Genomic DNA, 20,885 nt, shown 5'->3' on the forward strand with positions numbered 1-20,885 from the left:
CTAAAGGAAACGGCTAATGTCGGGAAACACCTCATTTATTGCCCTGGACTGGGGAACGTCATCGCTTCGGGCATGGCGTTTTGGCGACTCACCAAATCCACAAGAAAAACGTGAATTCCCGTGGGGGATCATGAAATTACCCTCCCAGGCAGCAACACGTGAGGACGCTTTCCACGATACGTTTTTACGTGTCTGCGGCGACTGGCTGGCACAATCCCCATGCCCGATTCTGGCTTGCGGCATGATCGGCAGTGCGCAAGGGTGGCAACCCGCAGCTTATTTACCTTGCCCGGTCACTCTCGAGGGTCTGGCAAAGCAGTTGACGCCTGTTATCTACCAGCAGCAGACAATGCTGCACATCATTCCCGGCGTGATTAAAGAAGGTGAAATGCCCGAAGTGATGCGTGGCGAAGAGACACAAATCTTCGGTGCTATCTCGATGGAACCGGCCCTGCAAAACGCGCTCCGCCAGGGTATGCCTGTGCTGATTGGCTTACCTGGCACACATGCGAAATGGGCGGTAGTTGAAAACAACACCATTACCGATTTTCGAACCTTTATGACAGGCGAGTTATTTGATGTTTTATCCCGCCATTCGATTCTCGGTGCCACCATGCGTTCGGGAGATGAACCGCACTGGGATGCCTTCGCCCACGGGCTGACAGCGGCACAAGAGCATCATCAGACCGGATTATTATCGACGCTGTTTTCGACCCGTTCGCGCCTGCTGACCAGTAATCTTACGCCGTCCTCACAGGGGGATTACCTTTCAGGATTACTGATAGGCCATGAATTATGCGGTCTGGCATCCAGTTTGCTACGTGATTTACCCGCCACAACACCGATCGCCTTAATCGGTAGCGCCACTCTGAACAGCCGCTATTCACAAGCATTCAGCCACGTTTTTCCCGACAGACAGCTACACGCCATTCCTAATGCCACTGAACAGGGGTTATGGCGAATCGCCCACGCTGCCGGGCTACTCTCCACCAACGCCAGGGAATGTACTCATGCCATTTAATACGCTTTTGCAAAAAACCGGGTTAGTCGCCATTTTACGCGGCGTGAAACCGGATGAGATTGTCGCCATCGGTGAAAAGCTGTATGCCGCTGGATTTCGCCTGATTGAGATTCCCATGAACTCGCCGGAGCCGTTGCAAAGTATCAGTTTACTGCGCGACGCCCTGCCTAAGGACTGCCTGGTCGGAGCCGGAACGGTGCTTTCGGTGGAGCAAGTCGTCGCGGTTAAAGAGGCTGGAGGCCAGATTATCGTAATGCCGCATTGCGATACTGCGGTGATCCGTCGTGCCCGTGCGCTGGGTATGTATTGTGCGCCTGGCGTCGCTACGCCCACCGAAGCTTTTGCTGCCATTGAACATGGCGCCAATGCCATCAAGCTGTTCCCGGCTGAACAAATTACGCCTGAAGTCACCAAAGCCTGGCGTGCGGTTATTCCACAATCCGTTCCGATGTTACCGGTTGGCGGTATCACTCCAGACACAATGGCGCGTTATCTGAGCCACGGCGCAAACGGCTTTGGCCTCGGTTCTGCGCTATATCGCCCCGGCATGACGCCAGAGCAAGTCTATGAAAATGCAGTACTGTTTATGAACGCATGGAACAATTTAAATAGCAAATAACTGATAAATAAGGATATAAAAGCAATGATAAAACATCTTACCTTACCGAAAAAAATGGCTGCAATGGTACTTCTTGCCGGCGCTGCCCTCAGCACTGCGCCTGTGCAGGCGGCCTCCTGGCCAACCAAACAGATCGAGTTAGTCGTACCCTACGCGGCCGGAGGCGGTACGGATCTGGTTGCCCGTGCCTTTGCTGATGCCGCCAAAAACCATTTGCCCGTCAGCATCGGGGTTATCAATAAACCTGGCGGTGGCGGCGCTATCGGCCTGAGTGAAATCGCCGCTGCCCGCCCTAACGGTTACAAAATGGGTTTAGGCACGGTTGAACTGACCACCCTTCCCAGTCTCGGAATGGTGCGTTTTAAAACCAGCGACTTTAAACCCATTGCCCGTCTGAATGCGGATCCTGCGGCTATCACCGTCCGTGCCGATGCACCGTGGAATAGCTATGAAGAATTTATGACTTACGCCAAAGCGAATCCCGGAAAAGTACGCATTGGTAACTCAGGCACCGGAGCAATCTGGCATCTGGCGGCAGCTGCACTGGAAGACAAAACGGGCGTGAAGTTTTCTCATGTCCCATATGACGGCGCAGCCCCTGCCATTACAGGCCTGTTAGGCGGGCATATTGAAGCGGTTTCCGTAAGCCCAGGTGAAGTTATCAATCATGTGAAAGGCGGCAAGCTGAAGACACTGGTAGTGATGGCGGATGAACGTATGAAAACCATGCCTGACGTCCCGACGTTAAAAGAGAAAGGCGTTGATCTCTCCATCGGCACCTGGCGCGGCCTGATTGTGTCGCAAAAAACGCCGCAGGATGTGGTTGATGTTCTGGCTAAGGCCGCAAAAGAGACGGCTGAAGAGCCTGCATTCCAGGATGCTCTGCAAAAGTTGAATCTCAACTATGCATGGCTTGATGGTGCCAGCTTCCAGACCCAAATCAACGAACAGGAAAAGTACTTTGACGAGTTACTAACTCGGCTGGGCTTGAAAAAATAATCCCGAGGTACGGTCGATGAACACAAAACAGTCTGTTGCTCAACTCGCCGTACCGCACCGCAAGCGCTTTTCATCCACTGTGGTGGTGGCGCTGTTACTTTGTGTGGTTGCTGGCGCGGTGATAATTAATGCCGCTGATTTTCCAGCAACTGCCATTGAAACGGATCCCGGTGCAAGTGCCTTCCCTACTTTCTATGCCTGCGCTCTGATTGTGCTCGCTGTCTTACTGGTGATACGCGATCTTTTGCTGGCAAAACCAGTCCCTTGCGCCAACGCACAGGAAAAACCGGCATTCAGGAAAACGGCAACGGGAATTGCGGCAACCGCGTTTTATATTGTGGCGATGAGCTACTGCGGTTATCTCATTACTACTCCTGTTTTCCTCATCGTCATTATGACGTTGATGGGCTACAGGCGATGGGTACTCACACCGGGTATTGCGCTGCTGTTAACGGCAATCCTCTGGTTGCTGTTTGTCGAAGCGTTACAGGTGCCATTGCCTGTCGGCACATTTTTCGAATAACAGGGGCCTGCAATGTTTGAAAGTGAACTTTTAACTCAGGGGTTTTCGACATTACTCAGTAATCCTCAGGCGCTGCTGTTTGCCACGTTTGGAGTGATACTGGGTATTATGATTGGCGCTCTGCCTGGCCTGACAGCGACCATGGGTGTGGCGATTTTGCTGCCTTTCACCTACGGCATGGAGCCTGTTTCTGGCTTGTTGATGATTTGCGGTGTCTTTTTTGGTGGTGTGTATGGTGGTTCTATCACCGCAATTTTGCTCAAAATTCCCGGTACGCCTGCCGCCGCTGCCACCGCCATTGACGGTTATGAGTTAACGAAGCAGGGAAAAGCCGGGCTGGCATTAAGTGCCGCCACGTTCTCTTCTTTTAGCGGTGGAACGCTCAGCATTATCGTATTGATGTTTCTCTCTCCGGTACTTGCCAGTTGGGCGTTGAAATTTAGTGCCTCGGAGTCCTTCGCCCTGGCAACCTTCGGACTAAGTATTATTGCCAGTATTTCCGGTGAGTCACTGATTAAAGGGCTGATTGCCGGGGTTGGCGGATTACTGATCGCAACGATAGGCCTCGATCCGATGGGCGGTTTTCCACGCTTTACGGGCGGGTTTGTGGAACTGATGAATGTGCCATTTATCCCGGTGATGATTGGTCTGTTTGCTGCTTCAGAAGCGTTCCGTTCTATGGAACAAAATCAGCATATTCGTCAGAGCGCGAACGTGGCTATCGGCAGTCTGTTACTGCCCTGGCAAACGCTACGCCGCATCGCATTAACCATTTTGCGCTCATCAGGATTAGGGGTTTTTATCGGCATGATCCCCGGTGCGGGGGCAGATATTGCAGCTTTTGTTGCCTATAACGAAACTCGTCGTTTCAGTAAGACGCCTGAAAACTTTGGTAAGGGTGAGATTAAGGCGGTGGCCTCCTGTGAGGCAGGCGCGAATGGCTGCACCGGTGGCGCATTGTTACCTATGCTGACGTTGGGGATCCCAGGCGATGCGGTAACTGCCATCATGCTGGGCGCGTTAACGTTACAAGGGATGCAGCCAGGCCCACTGATGTTTACCGACCACGGCGATATGGTTTATACGCTGTTTGTCGGCATGATCTTTTGTTACTTCATGCTGCTAGTTCTTGGACTGCTCTCTTTGAAAGTCATCGGTAACGTGGTGAAGATCCCCGGCAATATTCTCACGCCGATGATCCTCGCACTTTGTGTGGTCGGGACTTATGCGTTGAACAATAGCCTGTTTGATGTTGGCATTATGCTGATTGCAGGCGTGGTGGGCTATTTCATGCAAAAAGGGGGGTATCCGGCATCACCCGTAGTGCTGGCATTGATTATGGGGCCAATGGCGGAAAGTAATTTTCGCCGTGCGCTGTCGCTTTCTGGTGGGTCACTCGACTTTCTGTATACCCGACCGATAACCCTGGCATTGCTGACACTGGCAGCCTTTACGCTACTGACGCCAATAATACGCAAAATTATGCGCTTACGGCGTCAGTAATTGATATCGCTCCCCGACGTTGGGGAGTATGAGACTGATGACAAACGCTAAATTGCCTGATGCGCTGCGCTTATCAGGCCTACCACAGAAATGCAATATATTGAATTTGCATGCTTTTGTAGGCCGGGTAAGGCGATCACGCCGCATCCGGCATGAACAAAGCACACGTTAACAACAATCGGAATGCTCCCCTAAGCCAGGGAGCTTTTTTTATTTCAGCAGACGACGCGCCGCTTCCACCACGATTTTCACCGCCTGGCTTTCGGTTTGTTTCATCGTCTCAGCATTCGGGATCTCTTGTTGGGTACGATTGACGATAACGCCCGCCACCATACCGGCACGAAGGCCCTGGCTTGCACACATGGTCAGCAGGGTTGCAGATTCCATTTCATAGTTCATTACGCCCATCGCCTGCCACTCTTCCATAGAACCTTTAAAGTGACGGACTACGCGACCAGAGTAAGTATCGTAACGTTCCTGACCCGGGTAGAAGGTATCAGAAGAAGCCGTCACACCAACGTGAGTGGTGGCACCAATTGACTTCGCCGCTTCAACCAGCGCGGTCGTACATTCGAAATCTGCGACAGCCGGGAACTCCAGCGGAGCGAAGTGCAGGCTCGCGCCATCCAGACGAACAGACGCCGTGGTCACCAGCACATCGCCGACATTGATATGCGGCTGGATAGCGCCCGTTGTACCGATACGCAGGAAGGTGCGAATGCCCAGCTGTGCCAGCTCTTCAACCGCAATAGAGGTAGACGGGCCGCCGATACCGGTAGAGCAGACGATAACAGGTTTACCATCCAGCTCTGCACGCCAGGTGGTGAATTCGCGGTGAGATGCCAGCTTAACCGGCTTATCCATCAGCGCGGCGATCTTTTCCACACGATCCGGGTCGCCAGGGACGATGGCAAGCGTAGCCCCTTGTAAATCGTTTTTAGTGAGGCCGAGATGAAAAACATCAGACTTGGACATATACAACTCCTCTGTGAATCGGTTTAGTCAGAAGAAGCAAAAAGACACTTTACCGAAGGGTTTAACATTTTTTCGTGACACTCATCACCTTGATGCAAATGCGTTGCATAAATTTACCCAGCAAAAGTGATGCGAATCACATAAATCACTCTTCATTCTGCATGACTGCATAAAAGATGAGCCGATTCAGGCAATGTGATTTGTTGCATGCTGACTATAGTTAACATTGCGCAACATTTTTATAAGGGTACGGAGAATACCATGGCAACAACACAACAATCTGGATTTGCACCTGCTGCATCACCTCTCGCTTCGACCATCGTTCAGACCCCGGATGACGCGATTGTAGCAGGCATCACCTCTATCCCTTCACAAGGGGATAACATGCCTGCTTACCATGCCAGACCAAAGCAGAGCGATGGCCTACTACCAGTGGTCATTGTAGTGCAGGAAATTTTTGGCGTGCATGAACATATCCGCGATATTTGTCGCCGTCTGGCGCTGGAGGGGTATCTGGCTATCGCACCTGAACTTTACTTCCGCGAAGGCGATCCGAATGATTTTGCCGATATCCCTACGCTGCTTAGCGGTCTGGTAGCAAAAGTGCCTGACTCGCAGGTGCTGGCCGATCTCGATCATGTCGCCAGTTGGGCGTCACGCAACGGCGGCGATGTTCATCGCTTAATGATCACCGGATTTTGCTGGGGTGGACGTATCACCTGGCTATATGCTGCGCATAACCCGCAACTGAAAGCGGCGGTGGCATGGTACGGCAAACTGACAGGCGATAAGTCGCTGAATTCACCGAAACAACCTGTTGATATCGCAACCGATCTTAACGCGCCGGTTCTCGGCTTATATGGTGGTCAGGATAACAGCATTCCGCAGGAGAGCGTTGAAACCATGCGCCAGGCGCTGCGGGCTGCTAATGCGAAAGCAGAGATTATCGTCTACCCGGATGCCGGGCATGCATTCAACGCCGATTATCGCCCGAGCTATCATGCTGAGTCGGCGAAAGATGGCTGGCAGCGTATGCTGGAGTGGTTTAAGCGGTATGGTGGGAAACGGAATTAGTTTCCTCTTATTCTATATTTGAGATGGTGAGTGAACGAATGCGTTTTGCTGCCATCTCTGTCCCCCAAAAAATAATCAGTATGAATTGATTGGAGAGCACGACTCCGCTATTTGACCTTAAGAAAGTCGGCAAGTCATAGTCATAAATGAGTCTCTTCACTGGCAGACACCTTAAAGATTTACCATCAACTCCCATTCTCAAACAAACATTAATTATTATCAACACATTCACATTAATTATAAATTACCTCAGACCTTCCTGATAAAAAGATATTAAAGTGAAACATTTTGTTTTTCACATTTTAGTTCATCCCTTTTAGGCGTAAATAAAGGTAAAAAATAACAATACTATTTTTCTTTCACAAAAAAATTAACAAAAGGTTTTTCAAGGATGAGTGATATTATCTACCTGACCATAACCGGAGAACAACACGGATGTATTTCCTCTCGTTGTGGAACGAGCACATCAATAGGTAATCGCTGGCAGATTGGTCATGAAGATGAAATCTTCGCATTCTCGCTCTCTAATAGTATTACGAATACAGGAAAAGGGTCACATTTGCATGGCCTTAGTTTCTGTAAGTTGATTGACAAAAGCTCCCCGTTACTTATTAACGCTATTAACAATAACGAGCAGTTGTTCATGGAGTTTGACTTCTATCGGATCAATAGATTTGGTCGATGGGAGAAATATTACAACATTCAACTCCGCGGCGCGCTCTTATCAGCAATCAATCACCTGTTTACGGAGAACAATCTGGATACAGAAACCATCACTGTCAGTTATGAATATATACTCTCCAGGCATCTGATTGCTAATACTGAATTTAGTTATTTGGCATTTCCCGATAACTACAATCGTCTGTTTATACCACGGCCAAAAACTAAAGATGATAATGGCCTCAAAACACTCAATAGTAAAGCTGTTGGCAGACTGCTTGCTGCTGGCGGCATATACAATGGGAATATCGAAGGATTCAGGGAAACAGCAAACAAGTTGGGGGGAGATGCACCTGCTGGTTACGATCAAGTTATGGATAACAAAGGGTTACTCATCGCTGGTGCTTCAATAGTTGCTGGAGCAGTTCTGGGGAGAATGAGACTCCCTGATTTGGAATCACTTGAGCATTTCGGAGCCAGAGGAGCAGTATCAGGAAGACCATTTAATCCCGACCTTGCCGGTGGTCCAATAGAAAATCTGACGACAGATGGCGTAACAATCAACAGGGAAGGTATCGCTATTGTTGAAAAACACATAGCCAGATTTGGTCATGACCCTGTAAATGAAGTGATGATCAATAGACTGAAAGACATTGAGAAAGGAAAAATCCCCCCAGAACAAGTAGATCTTAACTTCTATACTCATGAATGTCGGGAATATCAGCGTTACTGTAATCTTGGTTGGGAAACAGGACAACCTGATGGTGACGCAGGCTATGCACTCTGGAATCATACGCATACTGCTACTCTAGAAGATTATAAACTTAAGGGAGAACTTAATGACTTATACCACCAGGACGCACTTGACTATGATAACTGAAACTGAAATTAACATACTGAAAGTTATGGCTGAGAAAGATATAAACTGGAACTGGATGAATCTCGATCGCACACTATCTATAAGGCAAACTCCAGGATTCGGTAATGTTGTTAACATTGTTAACAAATTAGCTAACGAGGGTTTGGTTATTATTGAGGATAGCGGACATAAGTCTATGCCTCACTACCACGTTACTGATAAGGGATACAATCTCGTGAAAAGTGAGAATAAATAACGTAGCGTTGATTACTGAACAAATCGCTCAGGATTATATTTTGCGAAAAAAATGATTCGGTTATTTCTGTGTCTGAACGGCCGCAGATAGCAAAATGGCTTCCGGTGATGGAAGCCATCAGATTATTGGCAAAGTGCGTGTTGTTCATGCCGGATGCGGCGTGAACGCCTTATCTGGCCAACTAAATCTTGAAAATTCAATAAATTGAATAAATTATGTAGACTTGGTATCAGGCAGTTTTGCCTCTTTCATCGTACTGCAATTTACAGTGACTCGTTAATACTCATCACCCCCGACGCAAATTCTGCGCCGCCTGCACCATGTTCGCCAGTGCCGCGCGGGTTTCTGGCCAGCCGCGCGTTTTCAGACCACAGTCCGGGTTGACCCACAGACGCTCTGCCGGAATGCGTTTTGCCGCTTTCTTCAGCAGGGCTTCAATCCATTCCACGCTCGGTACGTTTGGCGAGTGAATGTCATAGACGCCAGGACCGATTTCATTTGGATAATCAAACTCTTCAAACGACTCCAGCAACTCCATGTCGGAACGCGAGGTTTCGATTGTGATGACGTCTGCGTCCAGCGCCGCAATCGAATCCATGATGTCGTTGAACTCGCAGTAACACATGTGAGTGTGGATTTGCGTGTCATCTTTCGCTACGGCAGCGTTGATACGGAAAGCCTCCACGCCCCACTGGAGATAGGCATCCCAGTCGCTGCGACGCAGCGGTAAACCTTCGCGTAGCGCCGGTTCATCAATCTGGATGATGCCAATTCCAGCGGCTTCCAGATCGGCCACTTCATCACGAAGCGCCAGCGCAATTTGTTTGGCGATGGTTTCACGGCTGACATCTTCACGCGGGAACGACCAGCAGAGAATGGTCACCGGGCCAGTCAGCATCCCTTTCACCGGTTTGTCGGTCAGCGATTGCGCATACTTTGCCCACTCCACGGTAATCGGTGCCGGGCGGCTAACGTCACCAATGACAATCGGCGGTTTCACGCAGCGGGAACCGTAGCTCTGTACCCAACCGTTTTGTGTAAAGACAAAACCGTCGAGGTGCTCACCAAAGTATTCCACCATGTCATTACGCTCGGCCTCACCATGCACCAGCACATCCAGACCCAGACGTTCCTGCTCAACAATGGCCTGCTTGATATGTTCTGCAATGCCCGTACGATAGTTGTTGGCGTCGAGATTACCCTTTTTGAAATCCAGACGCAGGGTACGGATTTCTGTGGTTTGCGGGAAAGAGCCAATCGTGGTGGTCGGCCACGCGGGCAGTTTAAAACGCGCACGCTGGGCTTCAGCACGCACTTCATAGACATTCGCACGCTGACTGTCCTGGGCGGTGATCGCCGCCAGACGCTTTTCTACTGCCGGATTATGTACACGAGTAGAGTGACGACGCGCCTGAATCGGTGCACTCCACTCTGCCAGAGCTGCCGTGTCACCACTGTTCAGCGCATCGCGCAGCAATGCCAGTTCATGGCATTTTTGCAGGGCGAAGGCAAACCAGCTTTTCACTTCTGCATCAAGACGCGTTTCCACGCTCAGGTCGATAGGGCTGTGCAGCAATGAGCAGGAAGATGCCACCCACAAATCACGTTTGCCGACAATGTCCTTAATTTGCGCATATTTCTCGGTAAGATCGGCGCGCCAGACGTTACGACCATTGATAAGACCCGCAGACAGCAGCCAGTCAGAAGGCAGACGCTTGTGCAGTTCAGCAACGTCATCTTTACCATGTACGAGATCGACATGCAGCCCCTGAACAGGCAGCGCAGTAATGGTGTCGAGGTTTGGCGTTACGCCTTCAAAATAGGTGGTCAGCAGCAGTTTCACCTGGCCCTGGAGCGCGTCGTAAGCGGGTTTATAGGCGTCCAGCCACGCCTGCGGCAGTTCCAGCACCAGTGCGGGTTCGTCGATCTGTACCCACTCAATGCCACGTTTTGCCAGTTCTGCCAACACTTGCTGATAAACCGGCAGAATGTCGTTTAGCAGGCTCAGGCGATCAAACTGTTCACCTTTCACTTTACCCAGCCACAGGTAGGTAACCGGTCCCAGCAGCACGGGCTTGACCTTGTGGCCCAGCGCCAGCGCCTCGTCCACTTCCTCCAGCAGCTGCGTCCAGGTCAGTTTGAACTGTTGGCCTTTAACGAACTCCGGCACCATGTAGTGATAGTTGGTGTTAAACCATTTGGTCATTTCCGCTGCCGCCGCAGGTTCGCCAGTCGGCGCACGTCCACGACCAATACGGAACAGGGTGTCGATATCTACCGAACCATCTTTGTTCTGATGACGTGGCGGAACGTTACCCAGCAGCAGACTGGTGGTCAGTACATGATCGTACCAGGCAAAATCGCCCACCGGCAGCAGGTCGATACCCGCTTGCTTTTGTTGATCCCAGTGACGAGCACGCAGTTCACGCCCTACCGCCAGCAGTTCTTCACGCGTGGTGTTCCCGGCCCAATAACTCTCTTGCGCTTTTTTCAGCTCGCGACGCAGGCCAACGCGAGGGAAACCGAGGGTGTGATTCAATATTGTCATTTTTCTTCCTCTAATTATATGTAAATCCTATGGATTTTGAATTTAGGGAAGGCGGTAAGTTTATTCATCCCCGGGAGCTTACTGAAGTAAGTGACCGGGGTGAAGAAACGCAGCCAACGCACCATAAATTTAAAAGACGAAGGATTTTAGCCGTCCAGATGTTTACACATCCATAATTGGCGGTTACTGTATATTCCTCAAGCGCAAATTATTCATGCCGAAGTGAAGGACTTTCATGATCGAAGTAAAACACCTGAAAACGCTACAAGCGTTGCGGAACTGCGGCTCACTCGCAGCCGCTGCGGCGACGTTGCATCAAACGCAATCCGCCCTGTCTCACCAGTTTAGCGATCTGGAACAACGCCTTGGCTTCCGGCTATTTGTGCGTAAAAGCCAGCCGCTTCGGTTTACACCGCAGGGAGAAATCCTGTTGCAACTGGCGAATCAGGTGCTGCCGCAAATCAGCCAGGCACTGCAAGCCTGCAATGAACCGCAGCAGACGCGCCTGCGCATTGCCATTGAGTGCCATAGCTGTATTCAGTGGCTGACGCCCGCGTTAGAAAATTTCCATAAGAACTGGCCGCAGGTGGAGATGGATTTTAAATCGGGCGTGACGTTTGACCCGCAGCCCGCGTTGCAGCAGGGTGAGCTGGATCTGGTGATGACCTCCGATATTCTGCCGCGCAGTGGCCTGCATTATTCGCCGATGTTCGATTATGAAGTGCGTCTGGTGTTGGCACCTGACCATCCACTGGCGACAAAAACGCGAATCACGCCGGAAGATCTCGCCAGCGAGACGCTGTTAATTTATCCGGTGCAGCGTAGCCGACTGGATGTCTGGCGGCATTTTCTTCAGCCCGCAGGCGTTAGCCCGTCACTGAAAAGCGTCGATAACACCTTGTTGTTGATTCAGATGGTTGCCGCACGGATGGGCATCGCTGCGCTACCGCACTGGGTGGTGGAGAGTTTTGAACGCCAGGGTCTGGTGGTCACCAAAACCCTGGGCGAAGGATTGTGGAGCCGACTGTACGCCGCCGTGCGCGATGGCGAGCAGCGTCAGCCGATTACAGAAGCGTTTATTCGCTCAGCGCGCAATCACGCCTGCGATCATCTGCCGTTTGTGAAGAGCGCGGAGCGACCCACTTACGATGCACCCACAGTGAGGCCAGGATCACCAGCGCGCCTGTAATAAACGTTGGCCAGTGCGGCTGTTGGTGCCAGATAGCCAGGTTAACCAACAGCCCTGCCGGAACGTGCATATTATTCATAATGCCCAGCGTTCCGGCGTCCACCTGCGTCGCGCCGTAGTTCCACATAAAGTAGCCAATTCCGGAGGCCACCACGCCAAGAAACACCAGAATGCCCCATTGCAGCGTGGTTTGCGGCATTTTCTGCGCATTTCCCAGCAAAAACCATGCAATCACTGCCACCAGAAACGCGCCAAGATAGAACCACGCAAAGGCGTTATGCTGTGGCATCGGACGAGTTTCCATCAGGCGTTTGTAACCCACCATGCCGATGGCAAAAGTGATATTGGAGAGTTGCACCAGCAGCAGGCCAGTCCAGAAGTGGTCGGTGACCTGATCATAGCGAATAATCCCGGCACCAATCACCGCCAACAAGGCGCTAAAAGCATAACCCCAGCGCAGACGGCGCTTACTCATGATGTCATAAATCAGCGTGATGTAGAGCGGCGTCAGTACGGTGAACAGCAACAGTTCGGAGACCGTCAGGTAGAGATAGGCGCGAAAACTCAGCATATACATCACGCCAAGCTGCATCGCGCCCACCAGCATATACAGACCGACCGTTTTCAGGCTATTGCCACGGGTACGCAGAAACGGCAGAAACACGAGTGCCGCCAGGCCAACGCGCACCAGCACTGCAAAATAGCTATCGACGTGCCCCGCAAGGTACTCGCCATAAAAGCTAAAGGAGAAGGCCCACAGAATCGTGGTGATGATAAGTAGCGCCACAATGGAAAACTCTTTGATTAACGAGTATCCATTGTAGCGAAGTATCAGGTTGACAACTGACTAAATAAAGAACGATTACGATAAATAGAGTTTACGCAGATAATGCGGCACCGCGTCTTCGGCATTAGTACCAATCACTTCCAGCTCCGGATGCAGATCTTTCAGACGCTGGTGCGCACTGCCCATAATGCAGCCTTTACCTGCCATCGACAGCATTTCGGCGTCGTTCATCCCGTCACCAAAGGCAATACAATCTTTCAGACTGTAGCCCAGTTTCTTCGCCACCGCTTCCAGGGCATGGCCTTTTGAAACGCCGCCCGCCATCACTTCCAGACAAGTTAGGGTAGAGAAACTGACATTGACGCGATCGCCCCAACGAGCGTTGATTGCCTGTTCCAGCGGCAGCAGTTGTTCATGAGAATCACAGGTGAAGAACACTTTGCTGACGCCTTCCGGATCCAGTAATCCTGGCTCATACAGCGCATATTTGAACACCGCTTCTTTAAAAAAGCGCATCTCTTCCGGGCGGTGGCGATTCATAAACCATTCGTCGTCGCGATAAACGTTAGTAATGATGTCCGGGTTGTCGTTGACCACGCCAAACAGATCGCTGGCAATGTCGCGATCCAGGTTATGAGCAAAAATCAGATTGCCATCCAGATCATGAACGCGCGCGCCATTGGAGGTAATCATGTAAGACTTAATCTCCAGATTATCGCGAATTTGCCCCACATCAACGTGGTGACGACCGGTCGCAAACACAAAGTTGATGCCGCGCGCGGTGAGCAGCTTCAGAGTTTCTTTGGCGTAAGGGGATAACGTATGGTCGGGAGAAAGTAACGTGCCATCTAAATCAGACGCAACAACCTGGTACATAAGAAATTTAAACCTCTGTAGAGCGGTTTCCGCTGGGTGAGTTATGCCTGTTGAAAAAATCAACAATGGCGTGGAGCGCGACTGAGCGCATTGCGTCCTTTTCAAAAAGGATCTCATGGTACGCACCTTTAATTACCAGCGGTCGTCCTCCTTCGACAGGATGGCCCGCAGCGGTGCGGAGTTCACAAAAACGGTCGTGCATGCGGTTATCCACCACGCGTTCCTCTTCAGCCTGCAAGAGAAGCGTTGGCGTAGCGTCATCACCCGCTCCGGCTAACACCTGTTCGCCAGCCAGAATACTTTCGCGTACCCAATGGTAGGTCGGCCCACCGACGCGAATCGTTGGGTCATCAGCATAGAAGCGTAAGTTACGTCGATATCGCTGTCTGCTGTGGGTCAGTACGTTGATAGCAAACGGCAACGCGCGCCAGCGCCCGGTGCCTATTGCATAGCCATCACGAAAACGTGGATGCGCTTCGGCCCAGTTAAGGATCTGCCGCGCCATAAATGACGGCATACGAATCACGATCCCAAACATTGGCGCAGTTAGCGCAATGGCGTCACATACACCTGGATGGCGTTGCAGAAATAACGTGGAGATCGCACCGCCCATCGAATGTGCCAGTATATAGCGTTTACGCCACGAACCGGGCTGAACCTCCTGTTGCCAGAATGCCGCCAGATCATCAACATAATCATTAAAGCGATTAACATGCCCGAGATGCGGATCGGCTAACAGGCGACCGGAACGCCCTTGTCCTCGATGGTCGATGATTAAGACATCAAACCCCAAATGGAACAGGTCGTAGGCCAGTTCCGCATATTTTACGTAGCTCTCAATACGCCCCGGGCAGATGACTATCACCCGGTCATGGTGCTGTGCGCGAAAACGGACAAAGCGCACCGGAATGTCATCTACACCAGTAAACTCTGCTTCATCACGCTGACGCCAGAAATCAGTCAGCGGTCCCATGGTAAAAGCAGCAAACGCGTTTTCTCTTGTTTCCCAGTCTTTTTGCTGCTGAAACATCGGGTAATCTGCCTCTTAAACCACGTAAAATCGTTTTTTTAAGCGTGTCTGACACAACGCTGCGACAGTAGCGTATTGTGGCACAAAAATAGACACACCGGGAGTTCATCATGACCTTAGAATGGTGGTTTGCCTACCTGCTAACATCAATCATTTTAAGCCTGTCGCCAGGCTCTGGTGCAATCAACACCATGACCACCTCGCTCAATCACGGTTATCGTGGTGCGATGGCGTCTATTGCCGGTTTGCAGACGGGGCTGGCAATACATATTGTGCTGGTTGGCGTGGGTTTAGGAACGCTATTTTCCCGCTCAGTGATTGCGTTTGAAGTGTTGAAGTGGGCAGGCGCAGCTTATTTGATTTGGCTGGGTATCCAGCAGTGGCGCGCCGCTGGTGCAATTGATCTTAAATCGCTGGCCTCTCCTCAATCGCGCCGACATTTGTTCCAGCGCGCAGTTTTTGTGAATCTCACCAATCCCAAAAGTATTGTGTTTCTGGCGGCGCTCTTTCCGCAATTCATCATGCCGCAGCAGCCACAACTGATGCAGTATATCGTGCTCGGCGTCACCACTATTGTGGTCGATATTATTGTGATGATCGGTTACGCCACCCTTGCTCAACGGATTGCTCTATGGATTAAAGGACCAAAGCAGATGAAGGCGCTGAATAAGATTTTCGGCTCGTTGTTTATGCTGGTGGGAGCGCTGTTAGCATCGGCGAGACATGCGTGAAAAATAATGTCGGATGCGGCGTAAACGCCTTATCCGACTTACTCTGATGACGCGTCTGGCATCAACGCGAAATAATCAAATGAATGCCAAATCCGGCAAATAACGCCCCGGCAAAACCATCAATCCACTTCGCCAGACGTTGATAACCACGGCGCATTTGCGGTAGAGCAAACAGGCTGGCAACCACCGTAAACCACGCCAGCGTTTCGACAATAATCAACGCGAAAATGCCCCAGCGCTCAGTGGTGCCGACGTTCTCACCAACAAACAATGAGAATACCGAACCAAAGTAGATAATCGCTTTCGGATTGGCGAGATTAGTCAGTAATCCTTTGAGGAAACTACGCCCGCTTTTCGCCAGCTCGACCTGTGGCGCAGGCGCAGAAACAGCCTCTTTTTTCAGCGCGCCACGCAGCATCTGGTAACCCATCCAGCAAAGATACAGGCCACCGCCCACCATAATCAGCGTATGCAGCCAGGCCATTTTTTCGATAATCAAATGCAGGCCAAGCAACGCGATCCCTGCCCAAACCATTACGCCGCAGGTAATGCCCAGCACGCCCATCATCGCCTCTTTACGGGAACGACTGACAGCGGTCTGAGAAACAAAGAAGAAATCGGGACCGGGGCTCATAAGCGCCACAATATGAACCATGGCAACGGTGAGGAATAACATCAACATACAATTGACTCGCGGAGAAATCGTTTACGGAGTCTTCATCCTGGCACTTTTTTATGCTGCTGACTACTCTTCGTCATCGCCATCGACATGCGCACGGATAAGTGCCATAAACGGTTTGCCAAAGCGTTCCAGCTTGCGCATCCCAACGCCGTTAACGCTGAGCATTTCGCTGGCGGAGATCGGCATCTGTTCCGCCATCTCAATCAAGGTCGCATCGTTAAACACCACATACGGCGGGACATTACTTTCATCGGCAATCGATTTACGCAGTTTGCGTAATTTAGCGAACAGTTTACGATCGTAATTGCCGCCGAACGATTTCTGCATCGCCTTCGGTTTAAGCGCCACAATACGCGGCACGGCAAGTTGTAAAGAGGATTCGCCGCGCAACACAGGCCGTGCGGCTTCTGTCAGTTGTAATGCCGAATGCTGGGCGATGTTTTGCGTCACCAGACCGAGGTGGATCAACTGGCGGATTACGCTCACCCAGTGCTCATGACTTTTATCGCGACCCATGCCGTAGACTTTCAGTTTGTCATGACCATAGTCGCGGATTCGCTGGTTATTGGCGCCGCGAATCACTTCCACTACATAGCCCATACCAAAACGCTGATTCACACGACCAATGGTGGAAAGCGCAATCTGCGCATCGGTTGAACCATCGTATTGTTTCGGCGGATCGAGGCAGATATCGCAGTTCCCGCACGGCTCCTGCCGCCCTTCGCCAAAGTAGTTCAGCAGCACCAGACGACGGCAAGTTTGCGCTTCGGCAAACGCGCCCATCGCATTGAGTTTATGGCGCTCGATATCCTGCAACTGCCCCTGCGGCTTCTCTTCCAGACAACGGCGCAGCCACGCCATATCAGCCGGATCGTAAAACAGCATCGCTTCCGCGGGCAGGCCATCACGCCCGGCGCGACCGGTTTCCTGATAATAGGATTCGATATTGCGTGGAATATCAAAGTGAACCACGAAGCAGACGTTAGGCTTGTTGATGCCCATGCCGAACGCTACCGTCGCCACCACAATTTGCAGGTCATCACGCTGGAATTTTTCCTGCACGTCCGCACGGACATCGTTTTCAAGCCCGGCGTGATAAGCCGCTGCGCTGATACCCTTGCTTTGCAGACGTGCGGCGGTGTCTTCTACTTTCGCACGACTATTACAGTAAATAATCCCCGACTTACCGCGTTGTTCCTGCACGTAGCGCATCAACTGATCGAGCGGTTTGAATTTCTCCATCAGCATGTAGCGAATGTTCGGGCGATCAAAACTGCTGATTTGAATCAGCGGATCGTTCAGCCCCAGCAGGCGCACGATATCCTGCCGCGTGGTGTCGTCGGCGGTGGCGGTTAGCGCCATAAACGGCAGAGTAGGAAAACGCTGACGCAGCTGACCGAGCGCGGCGTATTCCGGGCGGAAATCGTGCCCCCATTGGGAGATACAGTGCGCTTCATCAACGGCTAATAACACTGGATTCCAGTGCGCCAGATGCTCAAGGAAGTTATCCAGCATCAGGCGTTCCGGCGCGATATACAGCAGGCGGATTTGCCCGGTGCGGCAGCCTGTCATTACTTCAAGCTGCTGCTCGCGGGTTTGCGTCGAGTTAAGGCACGCCGCCGCCACGCCGTTGGCCTGTAGCTGATCCACCTGATCTTTCATCAACGAAATCAGTGGTGAAACAACCACGGTAAGACCGTTTAGCAGTAAGGCAGGAATTTGATAGCAAAGGGATTTTCCGCCACCAGTGGGCATGACGACCAGGCAATCGCTACCGGAAAGTACGGTGTCGATAATCTCTTCCTGGCCGGGGCGAAACTGTTGGTAGCCAAAGGTTTCTTGTAAAACCTGTTTAGCCCCGGACTCCAGATTCAACACTTCCGCCTGCGCCACATTAACCCCGATTGCCTGAAATAAAAACAGGCGCTATTTTCAGCGCCTGCGCGAGAAACTGCAATGCTTTTAGTCTCTGAGAGGGTAATCCTGGATGCTGGATTCCAGTTTTGCCTTTCAATCAACTCACATTAGAACAAGTCGTTCAGCATAACCCCCACACCCACACGGGTCTGGTTAAAGTTATAGTCGATGAGCGATTCGCCATAACCGCTGTAAACCTGGGTATAAAGGCGCACATGCCTGGTGATCGGGTAACTTAAGCCTAACTCCGCACCACCGTAACCGGTGTTCCAGTTGTACTGTCCTTTCGCACTCAGCACCGCATCACCCAGGTGATAGCCGATTTTAAGCTGGTAGTAACCCATATATTTGGTGATATCTGGGTTATCGTCAGTATTCCCCACCACATACCACGGCTTCACCTCTACCAGCCAGTTACCGTTTTCTGCCATCAGACGGGTATAAAGGCGGTTCCAGCTGCGGGAAGTCGGGTCTGAACGCCCGTTAGAGTCGTGGTTATAACCCATCTCCACATCGCGCAGCGTCCAGCCAGCAAAGCGGTAATCTGTGGCAAAACCAAGGAACAATTGCGGTTCGTAGTTGGTTTCACGAAACGGTGAAGACTCTTCGCTATTGGACAGTTGCCACCAGGATTTTTGCGTGTAAGAAGCTCCCAACACCGAATTTGGCCCCAATATTCCGCGCCACAGCGGAAATGCCAGGCTCAACTGGAATTTCACTTCATCCTTACGCGCGTTTTCCGCCCAGTCATAACTGGCGATCGCTTCTTTGTTCAGATCGCTGGTTTGGGTGTAGATGAGGTAGTTGGTGTCATAAGGATAGAGCGTGAAAGGATTGTCATGCTCCTGCAGCATATTCGCAATAATACTGCCACGCACCGCAGGCGCGTCATGCACCTCTTTTACCGTTGCCTCTTGCGCATACACTGCCATTGGCAACATAAACACCGGCAACAACCAGCCCTGCAGAGTCCGCATCGGTCGTGTTCTCCGTAACGAATTATTGATTAGATGAATATTTTTCTGCGGGCTATTTTACATACTTAACTCCTTTGCCGTTAGTTATCCCTTCCTAAAGTAGAAACCAACAAAAAAGAAGCATAAAATCAACATTTCATTAACCAATGAAGTGTAAGGATGATATGTCTGCCGTACTGACCGCTGAACAAGCCCTGAAATTAGTGGGTGAGATGTTTGTTTATCACATGCCATTTAACCGTGCGTTAGGGATGGAACTGGAGCGTTACGAAAAAGAGTTCGCACAGCTGGCCTTTAAAAATCAGCCAATGATGGTGGGTAACTGGGCGCAAAGCATTTTGCACGGCGGGGTCATTGCGTCGGCGCTGGATGTCGCCGCAGGTCTGGTGTGCGTGGGAAGTACCTTAACCCGCCACGAAACCATCAGTGAAGATGAACTACGCCAGCGGCTATCGCGGATGGGGACCATTGATCTTCGCGTCGATTATCTGCGCCCAGGCAGGGGCGAGCGTTTTACTGCTACCAGTAGTCTGTTGCGTGCAGGCAATAAAGTCGCCGTTGCCCGCGTTGAATTACACAATGAAGATCAGCTTTATATTGCCAGTGCCACCGCCACCTATATGGTAGGTTGATAACGTAAAAGCAGGTAAACTGCTTTTACCCATAAAAAATGAGTTTTTCCAATGGATATCAAACAAACGCGGCAGGGCGTATTACTCGCTCTTGCCGCTTATTTTATTTGGGGTATTGCGCCAGCGTACTTCAAGCTGATTTACTACGTGCCCGCCGATGAGATCCTGACGCATCGCGTGATCTGGTCGTTTTTCTTTATGGTGGTGCTGATGAGCATTTGCCGCCAGTGGTCCTATTTAAAAACGCTGATTCAGACACCACAGAAAATTTTTATGCTGGCAGTCTCTGCCGTGCTGATTGGTGGCAACTGGCTACTGTTTATCTGGGCGGTGAACAATCACCATATGCTGGAAGCGAGCCTTGGTTACTTTATTAACCCGCTGGTGAACATTGTGCTGGGGATGATTTTCCTCGGCGAGCGATTCCGCCGGATGCAATGGCTGGCGGTGATTCTGGCGATATGTGGTGTATTGGTCCAGCTCTGGACTTTTGGTTCGCTGCCAATCATCGCGCTGGGGCTGGCGTTTAGTTTTGCCTTCTACGGCCTGGTACGCAAGAAAATTGCCGTTGAAGCGCAAACCGGCATGTTAATCGAAACCATGTGGCTGCTGCCCGTGGCGGCGATTTACCTGTTTGCTATTGCCGACAGCTCAACCAGCCATATGGGGCAAAACCCGATGTCGCTGAATTTACTGCTGATCGCCGCCGGTATTGTCACCACCGTGCCACTGTTATGTTTTACCGCAGCAGCTACACGCTTACGACTCTCAACATTAGGCTTTTTCCAGTACATTGGGCCGACGCTAATGTTCCTGTTGGCAGTGACGTTTTATGGTGAAAAACCGGGAGCCGATAAGATGGTGACTTTCGCCTTTATTTGGGTAGCGCTGGCAATTTTTGTGATGGATGCGATTTATACGCAGCGTAGAACGTCCAAATAAAAAATAAATATATTCTGAAAAAATATGCCGACTCTTGCATGAGAGTGGGCATATTGCCATGCTGACAGGAGACTCACACAAGGAT

The 20,885-nt window shown here is 51.1% G+C and carries 20 protein-coding genes; 12 read left to right on the forward strand and 8 right to left on the reverse strand.

All coding sequences use genetic code 11. The features are described 5' to 3' along the window. Positions 1 to 16: 16 nt before the first annotated feature. The 5 genes from BEB42_RS17645 to BEB42_RS17665 are packed head-to-tail and all read left to right on the forward strand — an operon-like array spanning position 17 to position 4,665. On the forward strand, positions 17 to 1,021 hold the full coding sequence (locus BEB42_RS17645) for a 2-dehydro-3-deoxygalactonokinase (protein WP_000016457.1): 1,005 nt from the start codon (positions 17 to 19) through the stop codon (positions 1,019 to 1,021). Next, positions 1,011 to 1,640, forward strand: coding sequence for a 2-dehydro-3-deoxy-6-phosphogalactonate aldolase (locus BEB42_RS17650; protein ID WP_001116474.1), 630 nt, complete (start codon positions 1,011 to 1,013; stop codon positions 1,638 to 1,640). The genes BEB42_RS17645 and BEB42_RS17650 overlap by 11 nt, the downstream gene beginning before the upstream one ends. 24 nt (positions 1,641 to 1,664) lie before the next feature. Further along, positions 1,665 to 2,639, forward strand: coding sequence for a Bug family tripartite tricarboxylate transporter substrate binding protein (locus BEB42_RS17655; protein WP_000589812.1), 975 nt, complete (start codon positions 1,665 to 1,667; stop codon positions 2,637 to 2,639). 16 nt (positions 2,640 to 2,655) lie between these two features. After that, positions 2,656 to 3,162 carry a tripartite tricarboxylate transporter TctB family protein gene (locus tag BEB42_RS17660; protein ID WP_001093392.1) on the forward strand — a complete coding sequence of 169 codons (507 nt, stop codon included), beginning with the start codon at positions 2,656 to 2,658 and terminating at the stop codon, positions 3,160 to 3,162. A 12-nt stretch (positions 3,163 to 3,174) separates the two neighbouring features. Then, on the forward strand, positions 3,175 to 4,665 hold the full coding sequence (locus BEB42_RS17665; RefSeq protein WP_000463032.1) for a tripartite tricarboxylate transporter permease: 1,491 nt from the start codon (positions 3,175 to 3,177) through the stop codon (positions 4,663 to 4,665). A 210-nt stretch (positions 4,666 to 4,875) separates the two neighbouring features. On the opposite strand, the gene udp is transcribed toward BEB42_RS17665, so the two are convergent. After that, a complete protein-coding gene (udp, locus tag BEB42_RS17670) occupies positions 4,876 to 5,640 on the reverse strand; it encodes a uridine phosphorylase (RefSeq protein ID WP_000045181.1) in 765 nt (254 codons plus the stop codon). A 261-nt stretch (positions 5,641 to 5,901) separates the two neighbouring features. On the opposite strand from udp, the gene BEB42_RS17675 reads away from it, so the two are divergent. The 3 genes from BEB42_RS17675 to BEB42_RS17685 all read left to right on the forward strand — a co-directional run bounded on the left by BEB42_RS17675 (position 5,902) and on the right by BEB42_RS17685 (position 8,489). After that, a complete protein-coding gene (locus BEB42_RS17675) occupies positions 5,902 to 6,714 on the forward strand; it encodes a dienelactone hydrolase family protein (protein ID WP_001353701.1) in 813 nt (270 codons plus the stop codon). A 391-nt stretch (positions 6,715 to 7,105) separates the two neighbouring features. Continuing rightward, on the forward strand, positions 7,106 to 8,254 hold the full coding sequence (gene tssD / locus BEB42_RS17680) for a type VI secretion system tube protein TssD (protein ID WP_001280048.1): 1,149 nt from the start codon (positions 7,106 to 7,108) through the stop codon (positions 8,252 to 8,254). After that, positions 8,244 to 8,489: a MarR family transcriptional regulator gene (locus tag BEB42_RS17685; protein WP_105267481.1), complete on the forward strand. Its 246-nt coding sequence runs from the start codon at positions 8,244 to 8,246 to the stop codon at positions 8,487 to 8,489. The genes tssD and BEB42_RS17685 overlap by 11 nt, the downstream gene beginning before the upstream one ends. 286 nt (positions 8,490 to 8,775) lie before the next feature. On the opposite strand, the gene metE is transcribed toward BEB42_RS17685, so the two are convergent. After that, on the reverse strand, positions 8,776 to 11,037 hold the full coding sequence (metE, locus tag BEB42_RS17690; protein WP_000153991.1) for a 5-methyltetrahydropteroyltriglutamate--homocysteine S-methyltransferase: 2,262 nt from the start codon (positions 11,035 to 11,037) through the stop codon (positions 8,776 to 8,778). A gap of 235 nt (positions 11,038 to 11,272) precedes the next feature. On the opposite strand from metE, the gene metR reads away from it, so the two are divergent. Continuing rightward, positions 11,273 to 12,226 (forward strand): HTH-type transcriptional regulator MetR, encoded by a 954-nt coding sequence (metR, locus tag BEB42_RS17695; protein ID WP_000573627.1) that lies wholly within the window; start codon positions 11,273 to 11,275, stop codon positions 12,224 to 12,226. On the opposite strand, the gene bioP is transcribed toward metR, so the two are convergent. The 3 genes from bioP to pldB all read right to left on the reverse strand — a co-directional run bounded on the left by bioP (position 12,114) and on the right by pldB (position 14,919). Continuing rightward, entirely contained in the window at positions 12,114 to 13,013 is a 900-nt protein-coding gene (gene bioP, locus BEB42_RS17700; protein ID WP_001196238.1) for a biotin transporter, read from the reverse strand. The two genes, metR and bioP, sit on opposite strands and share 113 nt — an antisense overlap. Before the next feature lie 75 nt (positions 13,014 to 13,088). Continuing rightward, positions 13,089 to 13,889, reverse strand: a complete 801-nt coding sequence (gene yigL / locus BEB42_RS17705) for a sugar/pyridoxal phosphate phosphatase YigL (RefSeq protein ID WP_000285347.1) — start codon at positions 13,887 to 13,889, stop codon at positions 13,089 to 13,091. A gap of 7 nt (positions 13,890 to 13,896) precedes the next feature. Next, positions 13,897 to 14,919, reverse strand: a complete 1,023-nt coding sequence (gene pldB, locus BEB42_RS17710) for a lysophospholipase L2 (RefSeq protein ID WP_000487646.1) — start codon at positions 14,917 to 14,919, stop codon at positions 13,897 to 13,899. Positions 14,920 to 15,029: 110 nt separating this feature from the next. On the opposite strand from pldB, the gene rhtB reads away from it, so the two are divergent. Then, positions 15,030 to 15,650, forward strand: a complete 621-nt coding sequence (gene rhtB / locus BEB42_RS17715; RefSeq protein ID WP_000171695.1) for a homoserine/homoserine lactone efflux protein — start codon at positions 15,030 to 15,032, stop codon at positions 15,648 to 15,650. 61 nt (positions 15,651 to 15,711) lie between these two features. Here rhtB and rhtC read toward each other — a convergent pair whose 3' ends face one another. From rhtC to pldA, 3 genes are all read right to left on the reverse strand, one after another. Next, positions 15,712 to 16,332, reverse strand: coding sequence for a threonine export protein RhtC (gene rhtC / locus BEB42_RS17720; RefSeq protein WP_000928831.1), 621 nt, complete (start codon positions 16,330 to 16,332; stop codon positions 15,712 to 15,714). A 63-nt stretch (positions 16,333 to 16,395) separates the two neighbouring features. Beyond that, the gene (gene recQ, locus BEB42_RS17725) at positions 16,396 to 18,225 is read right to left on the reverse strand and encodes an ATP-dependent DNA helicase RecQ (RefSeq protein ID WP_105267482.1); all 1,830 of its coding nucleotides are present in this window, start codon (positions 18,223 to 18,225) and stop codon (positions 16,396 to 16,398) included. A 131-nt stretch (positions 18,226 to 18,356) separates the two neighbouring features. Then, positions 18,357 to 19,226: a phospholipase A gene (pldA, locus tag BEB42_RS17730; RefSeq protein WP_001259701.1), complete on the reverse strand. Its 870-nt coding sequence runs from the start codon at positions 19,224 to 19,226 to the stop codon at positions 18,357 to 18,359. 164 nt (positions 19,227 to 19,390) lie between these two features. Here pldA and yigI point away from each other — a divergent pair, with 164 nt between their 5' ends. Further along, positions 19,391 to 19,858, forward strand: coding sequence for an acyl-CoA thioesterase YigI (gene yigI / locus BEB42_RS17735; RefSeq protein WP_001353700.1), 468 nt, complete (start codon positions 19,391 to 19,393; stop codon positions 19,856 to 19,858). Between the two features lie 51 nt (positions 19,859 to 19,909). Continuing rightward, positions 19,910 to 20,800 carry an EamA family transporter RarD gene (gene rarD / locus BEB42_RS17740; RefSeq protein ID WP_000351954.1) on the forward strand — a complete coding sequence of 297 codons (891 nt, stop codon included), beginning with the start codon at positions 19,910 to 19,912 and terminating at the stop codon, positions 20,798 to 20,800. Positions 20,801 to 20,885: the final 85 nt, after the last annotated feature.

This window comes from Escherichia sp. MOD1-EC5990, assembly GCF_002965285.1.
GTDB lineage: Bacteria > Pseudomonadota > Gammaproteobacteria > Enterobacterales > Enterobacteriaceae > Escherichia > Escherichia coli_F.